Source organism: Arthrobacter sp. BB-1 (assembly GCF_006151685.1).
Taxonomy (GTDB): Bacteria; Actinomycetota; Actinomycetes; order Actinomycetales; family Micrococcaceae; genus Arthrobacter.
Map to the genome: position 1 here is coordinate 67338 of NZ_VDEV01000010.1, position 17083 is coordinate 84420.

The 17083-nt window shown below is 66.7% G+C and carries 10 protein-coding genes and 1 pseudogene; 6 read left to right on the forward strand and 5 right to left on the reverse strand.

Annotated elements, in window-relative coordinates; all coding sequences use genetic code 11:
• Window positions 1-43: 43 nt before the first annotated feature.
• Window positions 44-2575 (reverse strand): excinuclease ABC subunit UvrA, encoded by a 2532-nt coding sequence (locus FHJ30_RS05105; RefSeq protein ID WP_139028222.1) that lies wholly within the window; start codon window positions 2573-2575, stop codon window positions 44-46.
• Window positions 2576-2623: 48 nt separating this feature from the next.
• Here FHJ30_RS05105 and FHJ30_RS05110 point away from each other — a divergent pair, with 48 nt between their 5' ends.
• The 3 genes and pseudogenes from FHJ30_RS05110 to FHJ30_RS21615 form a co-directional block, all read left to right on the forward strand.
• A complete protein-coding gene (locus tag FHJ30_RS05110; RefSeq protein ID WP_171058926.1) occupies window positions 2624-3688 on the forward strand; it encodes an adenosine deaminase in 1065 nt (354 codons plus the stop codon).
• A gap of 254 nt (window positions 3689-3942) precedes the next feature.
• Window positions 3943-4878: a glycosidase gene (locus tag FHJ30_RS05115; protein ID WP_139028223.1), complete on the forward strand. Its 936-nt coding sequence runs from the start codon at window positions 3943-3945 to the stop codon at window positions 4876-4878.
• A gap of 237 nt (window positions 4879-5115) precedes the next feature.
• Window positions 5116-5421: pseudogene (locus tag FHJ30_RS21615) on the forward strand (acylphosphatase); the annotation flags it as partial.
• 12 nt (window positions 5422-5433) lie between these two features.
• On the opposite strand, the gene FHJ30_RS05125 reads toward FHJ30_RS21615, so the two are convergent.
• From FHJ30_RS05125 to FHJ30_RS05135, 3 genes are all read right to left on the reverse strand, one after another.
• On the reverse strand, window positions 5434-9087 hold the full coding sequence (locus FHJ30_RS05125; RefSeq protein WP_139028225.1) for a TM0106 family RecB-like putative nuclease: 3654 nt from the start codon (window positions 9085-9087) through the stop codon (window positions 5434-5436).
• 170 nt (window positions 9088-9257) lie between these two features.
• A complete protein-coding gene (locus FHJ30_RS05130) occupies window positions 9258-10457 on the reverse strand; it encodes a TerC family protein (protein WP_139028226.1) in 1200 nt (399 codons plus the stop codon).
• Between the two features lie 41 nt (window positions 10458-10498).
• Window positions 10499-12181, reverse strand: a complete 1683-nt coding sequence (locus FHJ30_RS05135; protein ID WP_139028227.1) for an ATP-dependent DNA helicase RecQ — start codon at window positions 12179-12181, stop codon at window positions 10499-10501.
• Between the two features lie 233 nt (window positions 12182-12414).
• On the opposite strand from FHJ30_RS05135, the gene FHJ30_RS05140 reads away from it, so the two are divergent.
• Window positions 12415-14742 (forward strand): FdhF/YdeP family oxidoreductase, encoded by a 2328-nt coding sequence (locus FHJ30_RS05140; RefSeq protein WP_139028228.1) that lies wholly within the window; start codon window positions 12415-12417, stop codon window positions 14740-14742.
• A 12-nt stretch (window positions 14743-14754) separates the two neighbouring features.
• On the opposite strand, the gene FHJ30_RS05145 is transcribed toward FHJ30_RS05140, so the two are convergent.
• Window positions 14755-15084 carry a DUF6457 domain-containing protein gene (locus tag FHJ30_RS05145; protein WP_139028229.1) on the reverse strand — a complete coding sequence of 110 codons (330 nt, stop codon included), beginning with the start codon at window positions 15082-15084 and terminating at the stop codon, window positions 14755-14757.
• Between the two features lie 324 nt (window positions 15085-15408).
• On the opposite strand from FHJ30_RS05145, the gene fdhA reads away from it, so the two are divergent.
• Both fdhA and FHJ30_RS05155 read left to right on the forward strand, forming a co-directional pair.
• The gene (gene fdhA / locus FHJ30_RS05150) at window positions 15409-16626 is read left to right on the forward strand and encodes a formaldehyde dehydrogenase, glutathione-independent (RefSeq protein ID WP_139028230.1); all 1218 of its coding nucleotides are present in this window, start codon (window positions 15409-15411) and stop codon (window positions 16624-16626) included.
• A 106-nt stretch (window positions 16627-16732) separates the two neighbouring features.
• Entirely contained in the window at window positions 16733-17083 is a 351-nt protein-coding gene (locus FHJ30_RS05155; protein ID WP_139028231.1) for a GNAT family N-acetyltransferase, read from the forward strand.

Here is a 17083-nt window from a genome sequence, read left to right on the forward strand (position 1 = left end):
AGGACATCACCGGGGCGTTATCAAATCGAAATTTTTCTGGGTGTTAGCTGGTGGTTGCCTGACCGAGCGCAGCGGCCAGGTAGGGAGCGGTGCGGCTGCGGGTGGAGCGGGCGACGGCGGCAGGCGTCCCGGCCGCCATGATCTGCCCGCCCTTGTCCCCTCCTGACGGCCCGAGGTCGATGACCCAGTCGGCTCCGGCAACCACGGCCATGTCGTGCTCAACCACCACCACCGAATTTCCGGCGTCCACCAGGCCGTGGAGCTGGGCCATCAGGAGTTGCACGTCGGCGGGGTGCAGTCCGGTGGTCGGCTCATCCAGGAGGTAGACGCTGTGGCCGCGCTGTGCCCGTTGCAGCTCAGTAGCCAGTTTGATGCGCTGCGCCTCGCCGCCGGAGAGTTCGGTGGCCGGCTGCCCCAGCCGCAAGTAGCCAAGACCCACGTCCTTCAGGCTTGTGAGGCTCCGCGCCGCAGCGGGGATGCCGGCCAGGAATTCGGAGGCGGCGTCCACCGTCAGCGCCAGGACCTCGGCCACATTCAGGCCCCGGTACAGCACCTCAAGCGTTTCCGGGTTGTACCGGGAGCCCGCGCACTCAGGGCACGGGCCGTAGCTGCCGGGAAGGAAGAGGAGTTCGACGGCCACAAATCCCTCTCCCTGGCACGTTTCACAGCGCCCGCCAGCCACGTTGAAGGAGAACCTTCCGGCACCGAAGCCGCGGTCCCTGGCGTGGTCCGTTGCGGCGAACTCCTTTCGGACGGCGTCGAAAAGCCCGGTGTAGGTGGCCAGGTTGGACCGCGGGGTCCGGCCGATGGGCTTCTGGTCCACGGTGACCAGCCGGTCGATGCCGTGGTTGCCCATGACGCTTCCCAGCTCCAGTGGTTCCGCAGGTTCGTCCTGCTCCACCGGGGTTTTGAGACCGGCGGCCACCACCTCGCCCAGGACTTTGCCCACCAGAGTGGACTTGCCGGAGCCGGAAACACCTGTGACTGCCGTGAGCACGCCCAACGGGAACTCTGCGTCCAGTCCCCGCAGGTTGTGCCGGCGGATGTCCGTCAGTTCCAGCCACTCCTTCGGCTCCCTGGCCCGGCTGGTACCGGCACCGCCCGCGGGGACGTGCCCGCCGTCGTCGAACAGGAAAGGCCTGGTGACTGACGCCTCAATCCCGGCGAGGCCGCCGACGGGTCCGCTGTACAGCACTTCGCCGCCGCCCTCGCCGGCGCGCGGGCCCACGTCCACCAACCAGTCGGCCCTGCGCACCACGTCCATGTTGTGTTCCACCACAAATACGGAGTTGCCGGACGATTTCAGCTGCTCCAGCACCTCCAGCAGCGGCTCTGCGTCGGCGGGATGAAGCCCCGCGGAGGGCTCATCAAGCACGTAGATCACGCCGAACAGGCCGGACCGCAGCTGCGTGGCGATCCTGAGCCGCTGCATCTCGCCCGGCGACAGGGTGGGGGTGGCGCGGCCGAGCGCCAGGTAGCCGAGTCCGAGGTCCAGCAGGACAGTGATCCGCTGGAGCAGGTCCCGGGTGATGGCCACCGCTACCTCGTTGGACTCCCCGGAAAGCTGCCTCCGGGAGGCCGTGCCGGCGTCGTCCAATCCAGCGGTGGGACGGACGGCCTCCGCGAGCTCCACCATGGGAAGCCGGTTGAGTTCGGCGATGGTCCTGCCCCCGAAGGTCACAGCCAGGGCCTCCGGCACCAGCCCCGTCCCCGAACAGCGCGGGCACGGCCCGGACTCCATGTAGGCCAGCACTCGCTCGCGCATTGAGGCACTCTGCGAATCGGCCAGCGTGTGGAGGACATAGCTCCTGGCGCTCCAGAACCGCCCCTTGTACGGTTTGGCCACGCGGTCACGCTGCGGAGTCACCTCCACCACCGGCTGCTCCTCCGTGAACAGGATCCAGTCGCGGTGTTTCCTGGGCAGCTTGCGCCAGGGGACGTCGACGTCGTAGCCCAGGTGGGTGAGGATGTCCCGGAGGTTCTTACCCTGCCAGGCGCCGGGCCAGGCCGCGATGGCGCCGTCGCGGATGCTGAGGGACGGGTCCGGGACCAGGGAGGATTCGCTGACGGTGTGCGCAATGCCCAGCCCATGGCATTCCCGGCAGGCGCCGGCAGCCGTATTGGGGGAGAAGGCGTCTGAATCCAGCTGGGTGGAGCCTGCCGGGTATGTTCCGGCTCTTGAGAACAGCATGCGCAACGAGTTAGAGAGCGTGGTGACAGTGCCTACGGTTGACCTGCTGCTGGGCGCGCCGCGGCGCTGTTGAAGCGCGACGGCGGGTGGCAGCCCGCTGATCAGTTCCACCTTCGGATTGTGCCCCTGCTGGATGAGGCGGCGCGCGTACGGGGCCACGGATTCGAAGTACCGCCGCTGCGCCTCGGCATAGATGGTGCCGAACGCCAGTGAGGACTTGCCGGAGCCGGAGACGCCGGTGAACGCCACGATTGCGTCGCGCGGCACATCCACATCCACGTTTCTTAGGTTGTTTTCGCGGGCCCCCCGGACCCGGACGAAACCGTCGGCGGAAGCGGCAGGAGCCGGGTACTGCAGGTCATCAGCGTGCTGGGCGTTCTGCATTGGTCCGACTCTAGTGTCGATTCGGGCCCCGGGCATTATCCTGACCCGATGGATAACTTTGCGGGCGGCACCGCCGTGCCTGAAACAGAACCGGACGCAGCTGGCCTGGAGGTTCCGGCCCGGATCCTTCCGGTGGCCGAGCTGCACCTTCACATCGAGGGGACCCTCCAGCCCGAACTGATCTTTGAGCTGGCCGGGCGGAACGGCATCGCCCTCCCGTATTCAGGCCTGGACGAGCTCCGGGAAAAGTACGAATTCACCGACCTGCAGTCATTCCTGGATCTGTACTACGCGAACATGGCCGTCCTGCAGACCGAACAGGACTTCGCCGACATGACCCGGGCCTACCTTGAGCGCGCGGCCGCTGCCGGGGTCCGGCACGCCGAGATCATGATGGACCCGCAAGCCCACCTCTCCCGCGGGATTTCCCTGCAGGCCTGCGTCAACGGGGTTGCGTCCGTCCTGGCGACATCGCAGGAGGAGTTTGGGATTTCCACCCTGCTGATCGCCGCCTTCCTGCGGGATCTTTCCGAGGAGTCCGCCCTTGAGGTGCTGGACGGCCTGCTGGCCATGAACGCACCCATCGCCGCCGTCGGCCTGGACTCCGCCGAGGTGGGCAATCCGCCGTCGAAGTTCGAGCGGCTCTATGACAAGGCGCGCGAGGCAGGCCTGCGGCTGACGGCGCACGCGGGCGAGGAGGGACCGCCGTCGTACATCATCGAGGCCCTGGACATCCTGGGCGTGGAGCGCATCGACCACGGCATCCGCTGCATGGAGGATCCGGATCTGGTGGAGCGCCTGGTGGATGCGCGGATCCCGCTTACCGTCTGCCCGCTGTCCAACGTCCGGCTGCGGGCCGTGGACACCCTCGCGGACCATCCGTTGCCGGCCATGCTCGCGGCGGGGCTGAACGTGTCCGTCAACTCGGACGATCCTGCATATTTTGGCGGCTATGTGGACGACAACTTCGCCCAGTTGGCGGCGGTGTTCGAGCTCTCGGATTTCGACAAGGCGCGGCTTGCAGCGAACTCGATCCATTCGTCCTTCGCCTCCGAGGAACGGAAGGCGGAACTGCTGGAGGAGCTGAACAGCGGGGAAGTGGCGGGTCCTTAACGTGTCCCAGCCAACAGCAGCTGATTAATCCCGCTAATATGGAGGCCGCAGGCGTGTCTGGGAAGTGCAATGTCGCACCCATGTCAGCGCTCAAGGGTTGTGCAGTCAGCCCGTTTCCCGAGACCTCAGCCTCACTTGTTGGGACGTCCGCTTAATAGTCGGTCACGACACGCAGTGTTAACCATTTCAAGTCGCGCGATTTAACCGGCAGTTGGCAAGATGCCTAAGACCGATCGCTTTTATAAAGGGGAATCATGGCCAAGTCCACCGCAGAAAACACCTTCCTTCGCCTCAAGACCGTGCTGGATGTCCTGACCGAAGGCGTGTGGTCAGGCGATGCACTGAACGCGGGGCAGGTCCTCGCGGAGGCTACGGCACGCGTGCCGTTCAACGAGCACGAAGCCGAACTGCTCAGCGGCGGGATTCCCCGCGGGCACAAGACGCTCACCTCAGCTACGGCGAAGCTGGTCAAGGCCGGCTGGCTGGTCAAGGGCCGCTCCGGCTGGACCATCACTGACGAAGGCATGCGCGCCACGGTTGCCTTCCCGGACGCCGTTTCCTTCGCCACCGCGCTCGACGCCGGCACTCCGGTGCCTGCCGACGTCCAGGTGCCCACCGCTCCCGAGGGCTTTGTCCGCAGGACCACGGCGGTCCCCGAGGCGGCAGCGCCTGCAGCCGCGGCCGCCGCAGCTGGCGAAACCAAGAAGCCCGCCAAGAAGACCCCCGCGAAGAAGGCCGCTGCCGCCGTGGGCAAGGCAGCCAAGGTGCTCGAGGACGCCGTCGAGCCCGTTGTGAAGGCAGTGCGCAAGGGCAAGGCCCCTGCCAAGGCCACGGACACCGCTGCTCCCGCGGCAGCCGGGCTGTTCGAGGACGCGGATGTCGAGACCCACCCGCAGCCCGAAGCTGTGGCTGTTGCGGGCGACTTCAACACCATCCTGGGCGCTCCGGAGAACTGGGCTCCGCAGTACGACGAAGCGCAGATGGAGTTCGACTTCCTGGACCAGCTCTGGAAGAAGAGTGCGGAACTGCCGGCCGGTTTCTACACCTTCAAGATCGCCCTCAACCGGTCCTGGGACGAGAACTACGGTGCGTTCGGCGCCTTCGACGGCCCCAACCACGAGCTGCACCACGCCGGCGGTCCGGTCACCATCCGGTACAACCACAGCACCCGCGATATCACCATCAACTAACGGGTCGCCCTCCCGCCCAACTAGGTAGCGCCAAGTGTCGTTCTGAACGCTCAAAACGACACTTACTGCTACCTAGTTGGGCGGGGACGGCGCTGACGGAGGGGAGGCACGTTGGCCAGGCACGCAGGTCCGTCATCCGGGGCGCCCGATCCTTCCCGCGGCGCGGCTTCTCCTGGCGGGGCGGCTTCTCCTGGCGGGGCGGCTTCTCCTGGTGGTGCGGCTTCTCCTGGTGGTGCGGCTTCTCCCGGCGCAACGGGTCCATCTGACGCGGAAGCGGTGCGGTTGACCGCCCGGGTCTTTGGCGTGGTGCAGGGCGTGGGGTTCCGCTACTGGACCAAGGGCAAAGCGGAGGAGCTTGGCCTGACCGGCGAGGTGGAGAACCTCGCTGACGGCTCGGTCGCCTTGGTTGCCGAGGGGCCTCAGTGGAAGATCAACGAGCTCCGGACCTGGCTGAACTCAGAGCGCACCCCGGGGCGGGTGGAGCGCGTGGAGGACTCCATTTCCGCCGCTGAGGGCAACTTCCGCGGCTTCCGGGCGCGCTGACCTGTTCCCGGCTTACTCCCGCGGGCTGAGGCCGATAAAGGCACCCAGCTCTTCCAGTGCTGCGGGCTTGTGCGGCATGTAACTGGTGAGCTCGGGGGAGCGGATAATCACTGCCCTCCATTGCCCGCGTGATACGGCCACATTGATCCGGTTCCTGTTGAGCAGGAATTCTGCTCCCCGCGGTGCCTCGGCCACGGCTGAGCAGGCCATGGACACGAGAACAACGGGTGCTTCCTGGCCCTGGAACTTGTCCACGGTTCCCACCCGGACGTCCGGCAGCCCGGCTTCTTCCAGGGATTTCCGGATGAGGTGGACCTGGGCGTTGTAGGCGGCCACCACCAGCAGGTCTTGCTGGTCCAGCGGCCGTGCCTCGCTCTCAGCCCCCGGCTTCCATTTCAGGCCAAGGTGCCGCCGTGCCTGCCGGACCACCTCCGCCGCCTCTTCCTGGGACGCCGTGGTGTTGCCGGTGTGCTCCACAAAAACAGTTTCGACGCCGGGCGGCAGCTCCTCCAGCTTCCGTTGCGATGCCGCTGGGGCGGACTGCAGCTTTCCTTCGTAGCTGAGTGTGGAGACTGCGCGGCACAGGTCCGGATGCATGCGCCAGGTGTCGGCAAGGAAGTAGCCGAGTGCGGCGGGCAGGGTGGCGTGACCGGCGGCCAGCCATCCCAGCGCCGACTCGTCCACGGGTTCCGGGTGCGCACCCTGGGTCACCTGCGGAAGCTGCTGCGGATCGCCGAGCAGGAGCAGCCGCTTGGCTGCCCGGGAAACAGCCAGGGTGTTGGCCAGCGAGAACTGGCCGGCTTCATCGATCACCAGCAGATCCAGGGAACCGGCGGAGACTTCCTTCCCGGTCATGGTCCACGCCGTGCCGCCCACCAGGCAGCCGCCGGAGGCCGCGAGCAGCCGGGCGACGTCGCCTTCCCCGCACGACTTCCAGGGAACGTCGTGCGGGGATGCCAGCTTCTTGGCCACCACCGCGGGGTTGACGCCGCCGGTGGCGATGGCGCAGCAGAGCAGGTTCTCCACCACGTTGTGCGACTGGCCCACCACGCCGATCTTCCAGCCCTCCTTCACCAGCCGGCCGATGACGTGGGCACCGACATAGGTCTTTCCCGTGCCCGGCGGGCCCTGCACGGCGAGGTAGGAATGGTCGAGGTCCCGGAGTGAGGCAGTGATGGCGGTGGCGTAGTCCGCGGCGCCCTCGGTGTCATGGGGTACGTCCACCGGCCCTTCCAGGGTGCGGAAGCGCGGCGCCCGCTTGCGCAGGATGTCCAGCCCGGATTGGGCGGGCATGGACGGCAGGGACGCTCCCACGGCAGCGGCGATCTCGGCGATTGCAGCCTCGATGCTCGCGGTGGCCAGCGGCTGGTCCTCTGTCAGTGCCACAGGCAGGTGCGGGTAGGCGGCAACCTTCCCCGACTCGCGCTCAGCGATGGTGATGATGGTGTGTTCCGGGTTGTCAGGGGCCGGGGCAAGCTCGCTGATCCTGGTCCCAAAGGAGTAGGCCCGTGCGCCGGGGGCGGCATCCGGGGCGGCCATGCCGTCCGGCGGCGGTGCATCGTAGAGCCGGCACCAGGTGGAGTCCGCGCGGAAATCGGATCCCTCGGTCATGGTGCCCCGGAGTCGGAGTACCCGGGTGCGCATACGTTCACGGGGTTTGGCCAGGGCCCAGTCGGAGGTGACCTCGGCGGAGGACACCACGAACACGTTCCGTTGGTCAGCCCAGTTCTCGAGCGGAGCTTCCACCCGGTCGAAGTGCTGCCACCAGAACTGCTTGCGCTCCCGGCGGTGGTATCCGGTGGCGGCCGCCACCATCGCGATGGCGCGTTCGTCGTCGGTCCAGGGGCGGTTGTCCGGGAGGCTGGCCAGGTACTCCCGCAGCCTGGCCTCCGCTGGAGTTTCCTCGGGGGCTGCCCGCTGTTCCGGCGCCGGCTGGCCTCCGGTTTCACCCTGGCGCACCGGGGATGCCGCGGGCGCAGCGGCCTGCCCGCCGGGTGTTTCCTGGGCGTCCGCGGCGGCGGCCTGGGCACCGACCTCCAGCAGCCAGTCCCGGAGCCGCAGCGTGGACAGGCAGTCGTACTGGTTGTAGTCCGAAATGGAGGCCAGGACCTTGTCCGCCTCGTCCAGACGGCCCGAATCCCGGGCCGCGCAGTAGGCGGCGTAGGCCACCACGGAGGCCCCGGCGTCTTTCACGTCCCCCGAGCGCAGGTTGCCGCCCATGTAGAGCGGTTCGAGTTTCTTGATGGAGTAGGAGGGCTCGGAAATGCGCAGCGAATGCCGGACGGTGGCGTAAAGGTCCACCAGCAGGCCTTCCCGGAGCCAGCTGTCCACTGTCTCTTCCCCGGCCTGGTGCGCCAGGGAAAGGTTGCGGAGCGCCGTCTTTTCATAGGCCGCGTAGTGGTACACGTGCATGTCCGGATGGCGTGCCCGGCGTTCCTCCACATACGCGAGGAAATCCAGGAAGGCGCGGCGCTCCCCGGACCGGGAGTGCGCCCAGAACGGACGGAACACAGGCTCCCCGTGATGGTCCGGAGCGGGTGCCTCGACCACGCCGAACAGGTACTCGATGCCCCAGGCTCCGGTTGCAGGATCTTGCCAGAGGGGGTCTCCCTCGAAGTCGAAGAAGATGTCCCCGGGGCTGGGTGGCGGGAGTGCGCCGATGGTGTTCCCGGGCAGGACAATGAACGAGACGGTGTGTGGCTGGCCGTCCTTGGTGAACGTCCGGGAGCCCGCGGCAGCGTCCAGCCCCAGCTGCATGCGCGCCTGCGAGCGGAGCCGTGCGACGGAATTCCGGGCGTCTCCGGCAGGCATGGCGGCTAGTTCCTCGATGGTGGTGATGCCGGCGGCGTGCAGTTTCTTCCGCTGCACCACGGACATCCCCGCCACCATCAGCAGGTCCCGGTGCAGCTGCACCTGCTCGGCGCAGTAATCACACCGGCCGCAGTGGACAATCCCTGGCTGCTGCCACTGGACCGGGCCGTCTGCTTCCCGGTGCTGCCCTGTCAGCTGGCGGAAGCGCCGCCGTCGTTCCCGGAACACCGGCAACAGGTCCGGAAGGGAATGGCTGCTGCGGAGCCAGTCCTCACCTATGCGCGTGCCCAGCACCAGGGTGACCACCGGCGAGGGCTTGAGGCCCATCCCCAGCAGCTGGTCCCCGTAAGCCGCAAGCTGCAGCAGGGCGCCGACTTTCGCGTGCCGGGCAAGCTTCGTGTCCCAGACCTCGTACCGGCCGGGAGTTCCGGTGCCTGCGGCCTCGTTGACCAGGAAATCCGCGTAGCCCAGGAACTCACCGTCAAAGAAGGTGGCCTGGAAGACCACGTCCGCCCCGGACCGCAGGGCGAGCTCCGTTTCGGCATGCTTGGCCTGCAGTTCCCCGCGCACGTTCTGGCCGCGGTCAAGGGAGTACACGCCGGCACCCCTGCTGGCATCCCATTCGCCGTACTTGGCAACCAGGCTGGCCAGGACGGTCTGCTCGTGCCGGTCGCCCAGCCTGCCGGCGCGGACCTGCATCTCGTCTGCAGGGAACACCGCCTTCGGGGAACGGCCCAGCTTTTCGTCGAGGATCCGGAGCGTGCGGTATTCACACTCGCTGGCAGCCACAAGGTCACTGGCGGAAAAGACCAGGTCCGGCGGCGCGCCAGCGGCAGCAGCTTCGAGCAAGAACACGGGGCCTCCCCATCGACAGCCGGGCCGTCAATCGCCGGGCCGGAGGAGGATTTCCCTGGCCCTGAACCAAAGCTAGCAAGAGGCACCGACAAACAGCCGGGCCCCAAATGTAGGTAGCGCCAAGTGTCGTTCTGAGCCCCCAAAACGACACTTGGCGCTACCCAGTTGGGTCAGCCCTCCGCGGCCGCCCGCACCTGGGCTTTGTCATGCTCGGCGTGCGCGGAGCGCAGCAGGTCCATGAACTCGGTTTCGTTCCGGATGAGCCGCTTGTACTTCTCCGGCAGCTTGCGGATCTGGTCCTCCTCGCGGCACATCGCGGCGAAAATCTTGTCCCGCTCGTTCATGTCCGTCTCGTAGTTGAGGTCCAGGTACTCAACAGCATGCCGCCGGGCCCCGGAAACGGCGTTCTTGGCCTTGCCCTTGGGGCTGAAGATGGACGCCAGGACCGTGACCACCAGGACGCCCAGGATCACGCTCAGGGACACCCCCGTGCTGACCTCCACCACGTTCACGTGCTCGCCGTCGTTGATGAACGGCAGGGTGTTCTCATGCAGCGCGTGCAGGATGAGCTTCACGCCGATGAACCCCAGGATGACGGCCAGGCCGTAGGAGAGGAAGATCAGTCGGTCCAGCAGGCCGTCGATCAGGAAGAACAGCTGCCGCAGGCCCATCAGGGAGAACGCCGTGGCCGTGAACACGATGAACACGTTCTGGGTCAGGCCGAAGATCGCCGGGATGGAGTCCAGCGCAAACAGGATGTCCGTGCCGCCGATCGCCACCATCACCAGGAGCATCGGGGTGAGGACGCGCTTGCCGTCCTGCATGGTGAAGAGCTTGTCGCCGTCGTAGTGTTCCGACGCCGGCAGGAACTTCTTGGCGAGCCGGACCACCAGGCCCTCGGTGTCGTCGTCGTGGCTGTCCGGCTTGAGGAGGTTGCCGGCGGTTATGAGCAGGATCAGCCCGAAGATGTAGAACACCCACGCGAAGCTGTTGATCAGGGCCGCACCCAGGAAAATGAACGCGGTACGGGCGATCAGCGAAAAGACGATGCCGAACAGCAGCACCTTCTGCTGGTCCGCGCGGGGCACCCGGAAGCTCGCCATGATGATGAGGAAGACGAAGAGGTTGTCCACGGACAGTGCCTTCTCCGTGATGTATCCGGCAAAGTATTCGGTGCCCATGGTGGGCCCGCCGAACAGCAGCACGCCGAGCCCAAACAGCAGTGCGATCCCCACATACAGGGCAGACCACACAGCCGCTTCCTTAAGCGAGGGCGTGTGCGCCTTGCGGACGTGGAAAAAGAAATCGAAGACCAGCAGGCCCACGATCCCAATGACGGTCAGCGTCCAGACATAAGAAGGTACTTCCACGCGGCGGGCCTTTCGTTGGAGTCTCTTCCCAGCCTACCCACCTATGCCGGCTTGAGGAGTTCGTGTTCCACCACAGCGGTCCGCGAGAGGGTCTTGTAGCCCTCCTGTTCAAACAGCACGGTCATCACGTCATCCTCGTGCCGCATCACCAGCCCCGGCCCCCACTCCTTGTGGACCACGGCGGACTGGAGCGGGAACCGTTCCTCCGCCTGGCCGCCGGAAGCCGTGCCGCCGTCGTCGTCGTCCCTTGAGTGGAGCGCCGGCCCCTTCGCGGCAGCGTCCGCGCACGCGTCGCAGTTTCCGCACGGTTCAGGCAGGTCCTCGCCGAAGTAGCCCAGCAGGAACTGCCGCCGGCAGCCGTCCGTCTCGGCGTAGCCGCGCATCATGGTGAGCCTGGACTGGTCCACGCGCTGCCGGGCCTCGGCGAGTTCGACGGCGTCCTCCACCAGCGCGGACGGCTTCGCCTTCGAAACCAGACGGACACCGCGCCTGCCGGAGGTGACGGCGCCGGTCTCCTCCAGCTGGTTCACCAGGGAGGTGATGCGCCGGGCGGGAAAGCCGGTGAGCTCCGCCAGGGACGATTTCGGCGCCGGCGCTCCCGCGGCCTTCAGCACCTTCAAAACGGCCAGGAGCGATTCAGGATCGGGGGAGTGCGTTGCGAAGAACTTCCGCAGGCCCAGATCCTCCGACCGGTAGTGCAGCACGGCCGAAGCCGGCTCGCCGTCACGCCCGGCCCGGCCGATCTCCTGGTAGTAGGAATCCAGCGACTCGGGAATGTCCGCGTGGACCACGAAGCGCACATTGGGCTTGTCGATTCCCATGCCGAACGCGGTGGTGGCCACCACGACGTCGAGCTGGTCGTCCAGGAACTGCTCGTGGATGCGCTCGCGGTCCCCGGCGGAGCGGCCGGCGTGGTAAGCCTCCGCGCGCAGCCCAGCCTTGGCCAGCTTGGCGGCGTACTTTTCGGTGTCCTTCCGGGTGGCGGCGTAGAGGAGCCCTTGCCCGTCCCGGGCCATCGCCGCCACCTGTTCCACCACGGCCTGGCGCTTACCCTTGTCCTCATGGTGGCGGACCACGTCCAGGTTGATGTTGGGCCGGTCGAAGCCGTGCACCAGGACCAGCGGGTCCTTCATGCCCAGCCGCTGCACGATCTCGTCCCGGACCGGGGGCGAGGCCGTGGCGGTCAGGGCCGCAACGGGAGGATTGCCCAGCCGTTCGCGGACGTTTCCCAGGCTGAGGTAGTCGGGGCGGAAATCATGGCCCCAGGAGGAGACGCAGTGGGCCTCGTCCACCACGAACAGGGAAATGCCCAGGGCGGCGATGCGGTCCACCGTCTTCTGCTTGGCCAGCTGCTCCGGGGCGAGGAACAGGAACGTTGCCTCGCCGGTTTCCACGGCCTGCCAGGCGGACTCCACCTCCGCGTCGCTGCGGGAGGAGTTGACGGCGACGGCGGCACCCGCCCCCAAGTCCGAGGCCAGTCCGTCGAGCTGGTCCTCCTGCAGGGCGATGAGCGGGGAAACCACGACGGCGGGGCGCCCGGTCTTGTTGTGGAGGAACTGTGCCGCGACCTGGTAGATCGCAGATTTTCCATAGCCGGTGGGCATCACCGCCAGGACGTCCCGGCCGCCGGCGAGCGCGGCCATGCCGGCCAGCTGGCCGTCCCGCAGCTCGGGGAGGGAAAAGGAGGACGCCGCGAGGGCGGCGAGGGCAAGGTCGTCGGACATCAAAGGCGCTCCGCAGAGTGGTTCCCGCGGCCGCTTGCTTCAGCCGAGGTGACCAGCCTATCGCGGCCGGGACCCGGCGTCGTCCGTTGCCCGCGGCGGCCGCCCGCTCAGCGAGCGGTCGGGGAGCCGTTTTCCTTGACTTCCCGGTTTCCCTGAACAAGTGTGGAAAGTGCCCGGACCTCCCGAACATCCGGAGGGTTGCCGGTACCGGCTGAACGCGAGGAGAACCAGCAGTGACGCGCAAAAACCCCGAAGTCGAAGAGGCTGACGAGTCCGAGATCGAAGTCAGCGGCCATCCGAAGACCTGGGCCGCCGGCGTGCCTGGCGTCTACCATTCCATGCAGCCGGCGCTCAAGCACATGGGCCTGGACCGGTCGCGGAAGACCCTGCTGGCGCTGAACCAGAAGGACGGGTTCGACTGCATGAGCTGCGCCTGGCCTGACCCGGGGCACCGCAAGACGTTCGAATTCTGCGAGAACGGTGCCAAGGCAGTGACCTGGGAGGCCACGCCGGTGGTCATAGGGTCCGAGTTCTGGGCCGAACACCCGGTCAGCGAGCTGCGGGAGCGGTCCGAGTACTGGCTTGGCATGCAGGGGCGCCTGACGGAACCCGTGTACAAGCCCGCCGGCGAGGACCACTACCGGCCCGTGGGCTGGGACGAAGCCTTCGGGATCATCGCGGACAAGCTGAAGTCCCTGCCCAGCCCGGACCAGGCAGCCTTCTACACCAGCGGCCGGACCTCCAACGAGGCCGCCTTCCTGTACCAGCTGTTCATCCGCGGCTACGGCACCAACAACCTGCCGGACTGCTCCAATATGTGCCACGAGTCCTCCGGCTGGGCTATGGGCCAGACCATCGGCGTCGGCAAGGCCACGGTCTCCTACGACGACTTTGCCAAGGCCGACCTGATCATCATCATGGGACAGAACCCGGGCACCAACCACCCCCGCATGCTCACCGCCCTCGAAGAGGCAAAGGAGGCCGGCGCCCGGATCGTGGCGATCAACCCGCTGCCTGAGGCCGGGTTGATGCGCTACAAGAACCCGCAAAAGGTGAAGGGGATCATCGGCCACGGCACGGATCTGGCGGACCAGTTCCTGCAGGTGCGGATCGGCGGCGACATGGCGCTGCTGCAGGCCGTGTCCAAGCGCGTCCTGGATGCCGAGGCCGCCCATCCGGGGACGGTGCTGGACCACCAGTTCCTTGAGGAACACTGCGAGGGGCTTGAGGAGCTCCGGGCGCACCTTGCGGAACTGGACGAGGCCGCAGTCCTAGAGGCCACGGGCCTGCGGACCGAGGAAATCGACGAGCTCGCCGCCCGTTACCTCGCCGCGGAGACGGTGATCATCACCTGGGCCATGGGCATCACGCAGCACAAGAAGGCCGTGGCCACCATCAAGGAGATCATCAACCTCCTGCTGCTGCGCGGCAACATCGGCAAGCCCGGCGCCGGAGCTTCGCCCATCCGCGGGCACAGCAATGTCCAGGGCGACCGGACCATGGGCATCTGGGAACAGATGCCGCCGGCCTTCCTGGACGCCCTGGGCAAGGAATTCAGCTTCGAACCGCCGCGGACGCATGGCGCGGACGCGGTGGAGACCATCCGGCAGATGCGCGACGGCGGGATCAAGGTTTTTATCGCCATGGGCGGCAACTTCGTGGGCGCCATGTCCGACACCAGGGCTGCCGAGGCTGCTATGGAAGGCACCGAGCTGTCCGTGCAGATCTCCACCAAGCTCAACCACTCCCACGCGGTCACAGGCACTGAGGCGTTGATCCTGCCCACGCTCGGACGGACCGAGATCGACCGGCAGGAGTCCGGCCCGCAGTTCGTGTCCGTGGAGGACACTGTCTGCGCCGTCCACGCCTCCCACGGCACGGTTGAACCCGTGGCTCCCGGCCTGCTCTCGGAGGTGGCCATCGTCTGCCAGCTGGCGGAGCGGGTGCTGGGGGACCGGATCGCAGCGGACTGGGCGGGCTTCCAGAAGGACTACGACCTGATCCGCGAGCATATCTCCCACGTGGTGGTGGGCTGCGAGGACTACAACCGGAAGATCAGGCAGGAGGGCGGCTTTGTCCTGCCGAACGGTCCGCGCGACTCCCGCACGTTCCACACGCCCACTGGCAAGGCAATTCTGACCGTTAACGAGCTCGAGCATGTGGAGCGCCCGGCGGGCACCCTGATCCTGCAGAGCATGCGCTCGCACGACCAGTTCAACACGACCATCTACGGCCACAACGACCGCTACCGCGGCATCAAGAAGGGCCGCGAGGTGGTGTTCGTGAATCCGGCGGACCTGGCCGAACTGGGGATAGAAGACGGGCAGCACGTGGACGTGCGGGGTGTCTACGAGGACAACGCGGAGCGGGTCCTACGCAACTACCGGGTGGTGTCCTACCCCTCGGCCCGCGGATGCGCTGCCGCCTACTATCCGGAAGCCAACGTGCTGGTGCCGCTGGAAAGTGTGGCGGAGGGCAGCCAGACGCCCGTCTCCAAGGCCGTGATCGTCAGGCTTGAGCCCGTGGCCGCATTCCGTGAGGAGCCCACGGCCGCGGGATAAGAAGCGGCGCGGCTATTGCGCGGTGTCCGCCCAGCCCTTGCTGGCGGGCCCGCCGTCGTGCCCGTCCTCGCACAGCTGGAAGGCCGTGTCCGCGGCTTTGGCCACCGCGGCAGCTGCGTTATCGCGGTTGCCGGCGCTGCCGGTCCCGGCTTCCAGCCCTGCCGCGTAACCCACCATGAAGGTGGTCACCGGGGCGGCGGCGTGGATGACAGAGTCGGCCGATTTCCGGGCCAGGTCCAGGAGCAGCTCGTGGTCCACCTTCAGGTCCAGGATCTGCAGTGCCTGGGCGAGCCGGTTGCTCCACTGGTCCAGAATCTGGATTTCGTCCTCGTTGGCCGGCATGTCCACTCCTTGGTTTCGCTCGGTGTTGGGTCGCTGGAACGTTCTCCGTGCCGAGACTACAAGGGTTCGGCGCGGAAGTCACCGGGTGTCCGGAACCCCTAATTCCGGTGAGTGGAGATATTAGGAGCCGAACCTCTGGATATGCGGCCATGCCGTGCTTAGACTGGGCGGACCCCCGTCCATTTGGACCCTTTCCGACCCGATATCCCCTGATGTTGAGGCGCCAGGAATGTCGGCCACCGGACGGTGCCCCTGCCCGGGGGAGCATCAACGACCCAAAATCACGGCCGCCCCACCGGGCAGGCCTGACTTCAGGAGAGATAGATGACAGGGAACAAAGCCGTTGCCTACAAAGAGCCGGGCAAGGTTGAACTGATTGACATTGACTACCCCAGTTTTGAACTCAAGGACGGGCCGGGCGTCAACCCAGCGAATGTGGGCCGTCCGGTCAATCACGGAGTGATCCTCAAGACCGTGGCCACCAACATCTGCGGCTCGGACCAGCACATGGTCCGCGGACGCACCACCGCCCCGCCCAACCTGGTGCTGGGGCATGAGATCACCGGTGAAGTGGTGGAGGTGGGCCGCGATGTGGAGTTTATTAAAGTCGGCGATCTCTGTTCGGTGCCGTTCAACATCGCCTGCGGCCGCTGCCGGAACTGCAAGGAGCGCAAGACCGGCATCTGCCTGAACGTGAACCCGGACCGCCCGGGCAGCGCTTATGGGTACGTGGACATGGGCGGCTGGGTGGGCGGCCAGGCGAACTACGTACTGGCGCCGTATGCCGACTGGAACCTGCTGAAGTTCCCGGACAAGGACCAGGCCATGGAGAAGATCATGGACCTGGCCATGCTCTCGGACATCTTCCCCACCGGGTTCCACGGCGCCGTCAGCGCCGGAGTGGGCGTTGGCTCCACGGTCTACGTGGCCGGAGCCGGTCCTGTTGGCCTCGCAGCGGCGACCAGCGCGCATTTGCTGGGTGCCGCCGTCGTGATTGTTGGAGACCTCAACGAGGACAGGCTGGCACGGGCGCGCAGCTTTGGCTGCGAGACGGTGGACCTCACCAAGGGAGGCCCGGCGGAGCAGATCGAACAGATCCTCGGGGTGCCCGAAGTGGACTGCGGCGTGGATGCAGTGGGCTTCGAGGCGCGGGGGCACGGGCACGGAAAGGACGCAGAGGAAGCGCCCGCCACCGTGCTGAACTCGTTGATGGAGATCACCGCAGCCGGCGGTGCGCTGGGCATTCCGGGACTGTACGTGACCGGTGATCCGGGCGGCATCGACGAGGCCGCCAAGAAGGGCGCGCTGAGCCTGAGCCTGGGCACCGGTTGGGCCAAGTCCCTGAGCTTCACCACCGGCCAGTGCCCGGTAATGAAGTACAACCGTCAGCTGATGATGGCCATCCTGAACGACAAGGTGAACATCGCCAAGAACGTGAACGCAAAGGCGATCACGCTTGAGGAAGCGCCGCAGGGCTACGCGGAGTTCGACGCGGGTGCAGCAACCAAGTATGTCCTCAACCCGAACGGCTACCTGAGCTGACCCCGGACTGGCGGACGGTGGGGTCACGGCAAGGGATGGGTGCGGGAACAAGCGTCCTTCGGCTGAGGTTAAGCTGAAGTGCACACCGCACAGAAGGAGATCCCCCTTGAGTGACATCACCGTCCGCCACAACCCCGGCCGCGGGCGCTTCGAAATCCTCGACGCCGGCAACGTGATCGGCAAGGCCGTGTACAAGGACTACGACGGCGGCGCCTCGCCGCAGCGGATTTTCTACCATACGGTGATCAACGAGGAGTACGGCGGCCAAGGGCTGGCGGGCCAGCTCGCCACCGCAGCCCTGGATGAGACGGTCAGCGCCGGCGTGGGAATCGTCCCGGTGTGCCCCTACATCAAGAAATTCCTCACCAAGCATCCTGAATACGCGGATCACACGGTGCGCGTTGCTCCCGCACACCTGGAGTTCCTGGACGCCGCGCTGGCTGCCCGCACCCGCTGA

Coding starts and splice junctions, on each gene's coding strand:
- FHJ30_RS05105 (WP_139028222.1), bottom strand. CDS start 2,575: ATGCAGAACGCCCAGCACGCTGATGACCTGCAGTACCCGGCTCCTGCC.
- FHJ30_RS05110 (WP_171058926.1), top strand. CDS start 2,624: ATGGATAACTTTGCGGGCGGCACCGCCGTGCCTGAAACAGAACCGGAC.
- FHJ30_RS05115 (WP_139028223.1), top strand. CDS start 3,943: ATGGCCAAGTCCACCGCAGAAAACACCTTCCTTCGCCTCAAGACCGTG.
- FHJ30_RS05135 (WP_139028227.1), bottom strand. CDS start 12,181: ATGTCCGACGACCTTGCCCTCGCCGCCCTCGCGGCGTCCTCCTTTTCC.
- FHJ30_RS05145 (WP_139028229.1), bottom strand. CDS start 15,084: ATGCCGGCCAACGAGGACGAAATCCAGATTCTGGACCAGTGGAGCAAC.
- fdhA (WP_139028230.1), top strand. CDS start 15,409: ATGACAGGGAACAAAGCCGTTGCCTACAAAGAGCCGGGCAAGGTTGAA.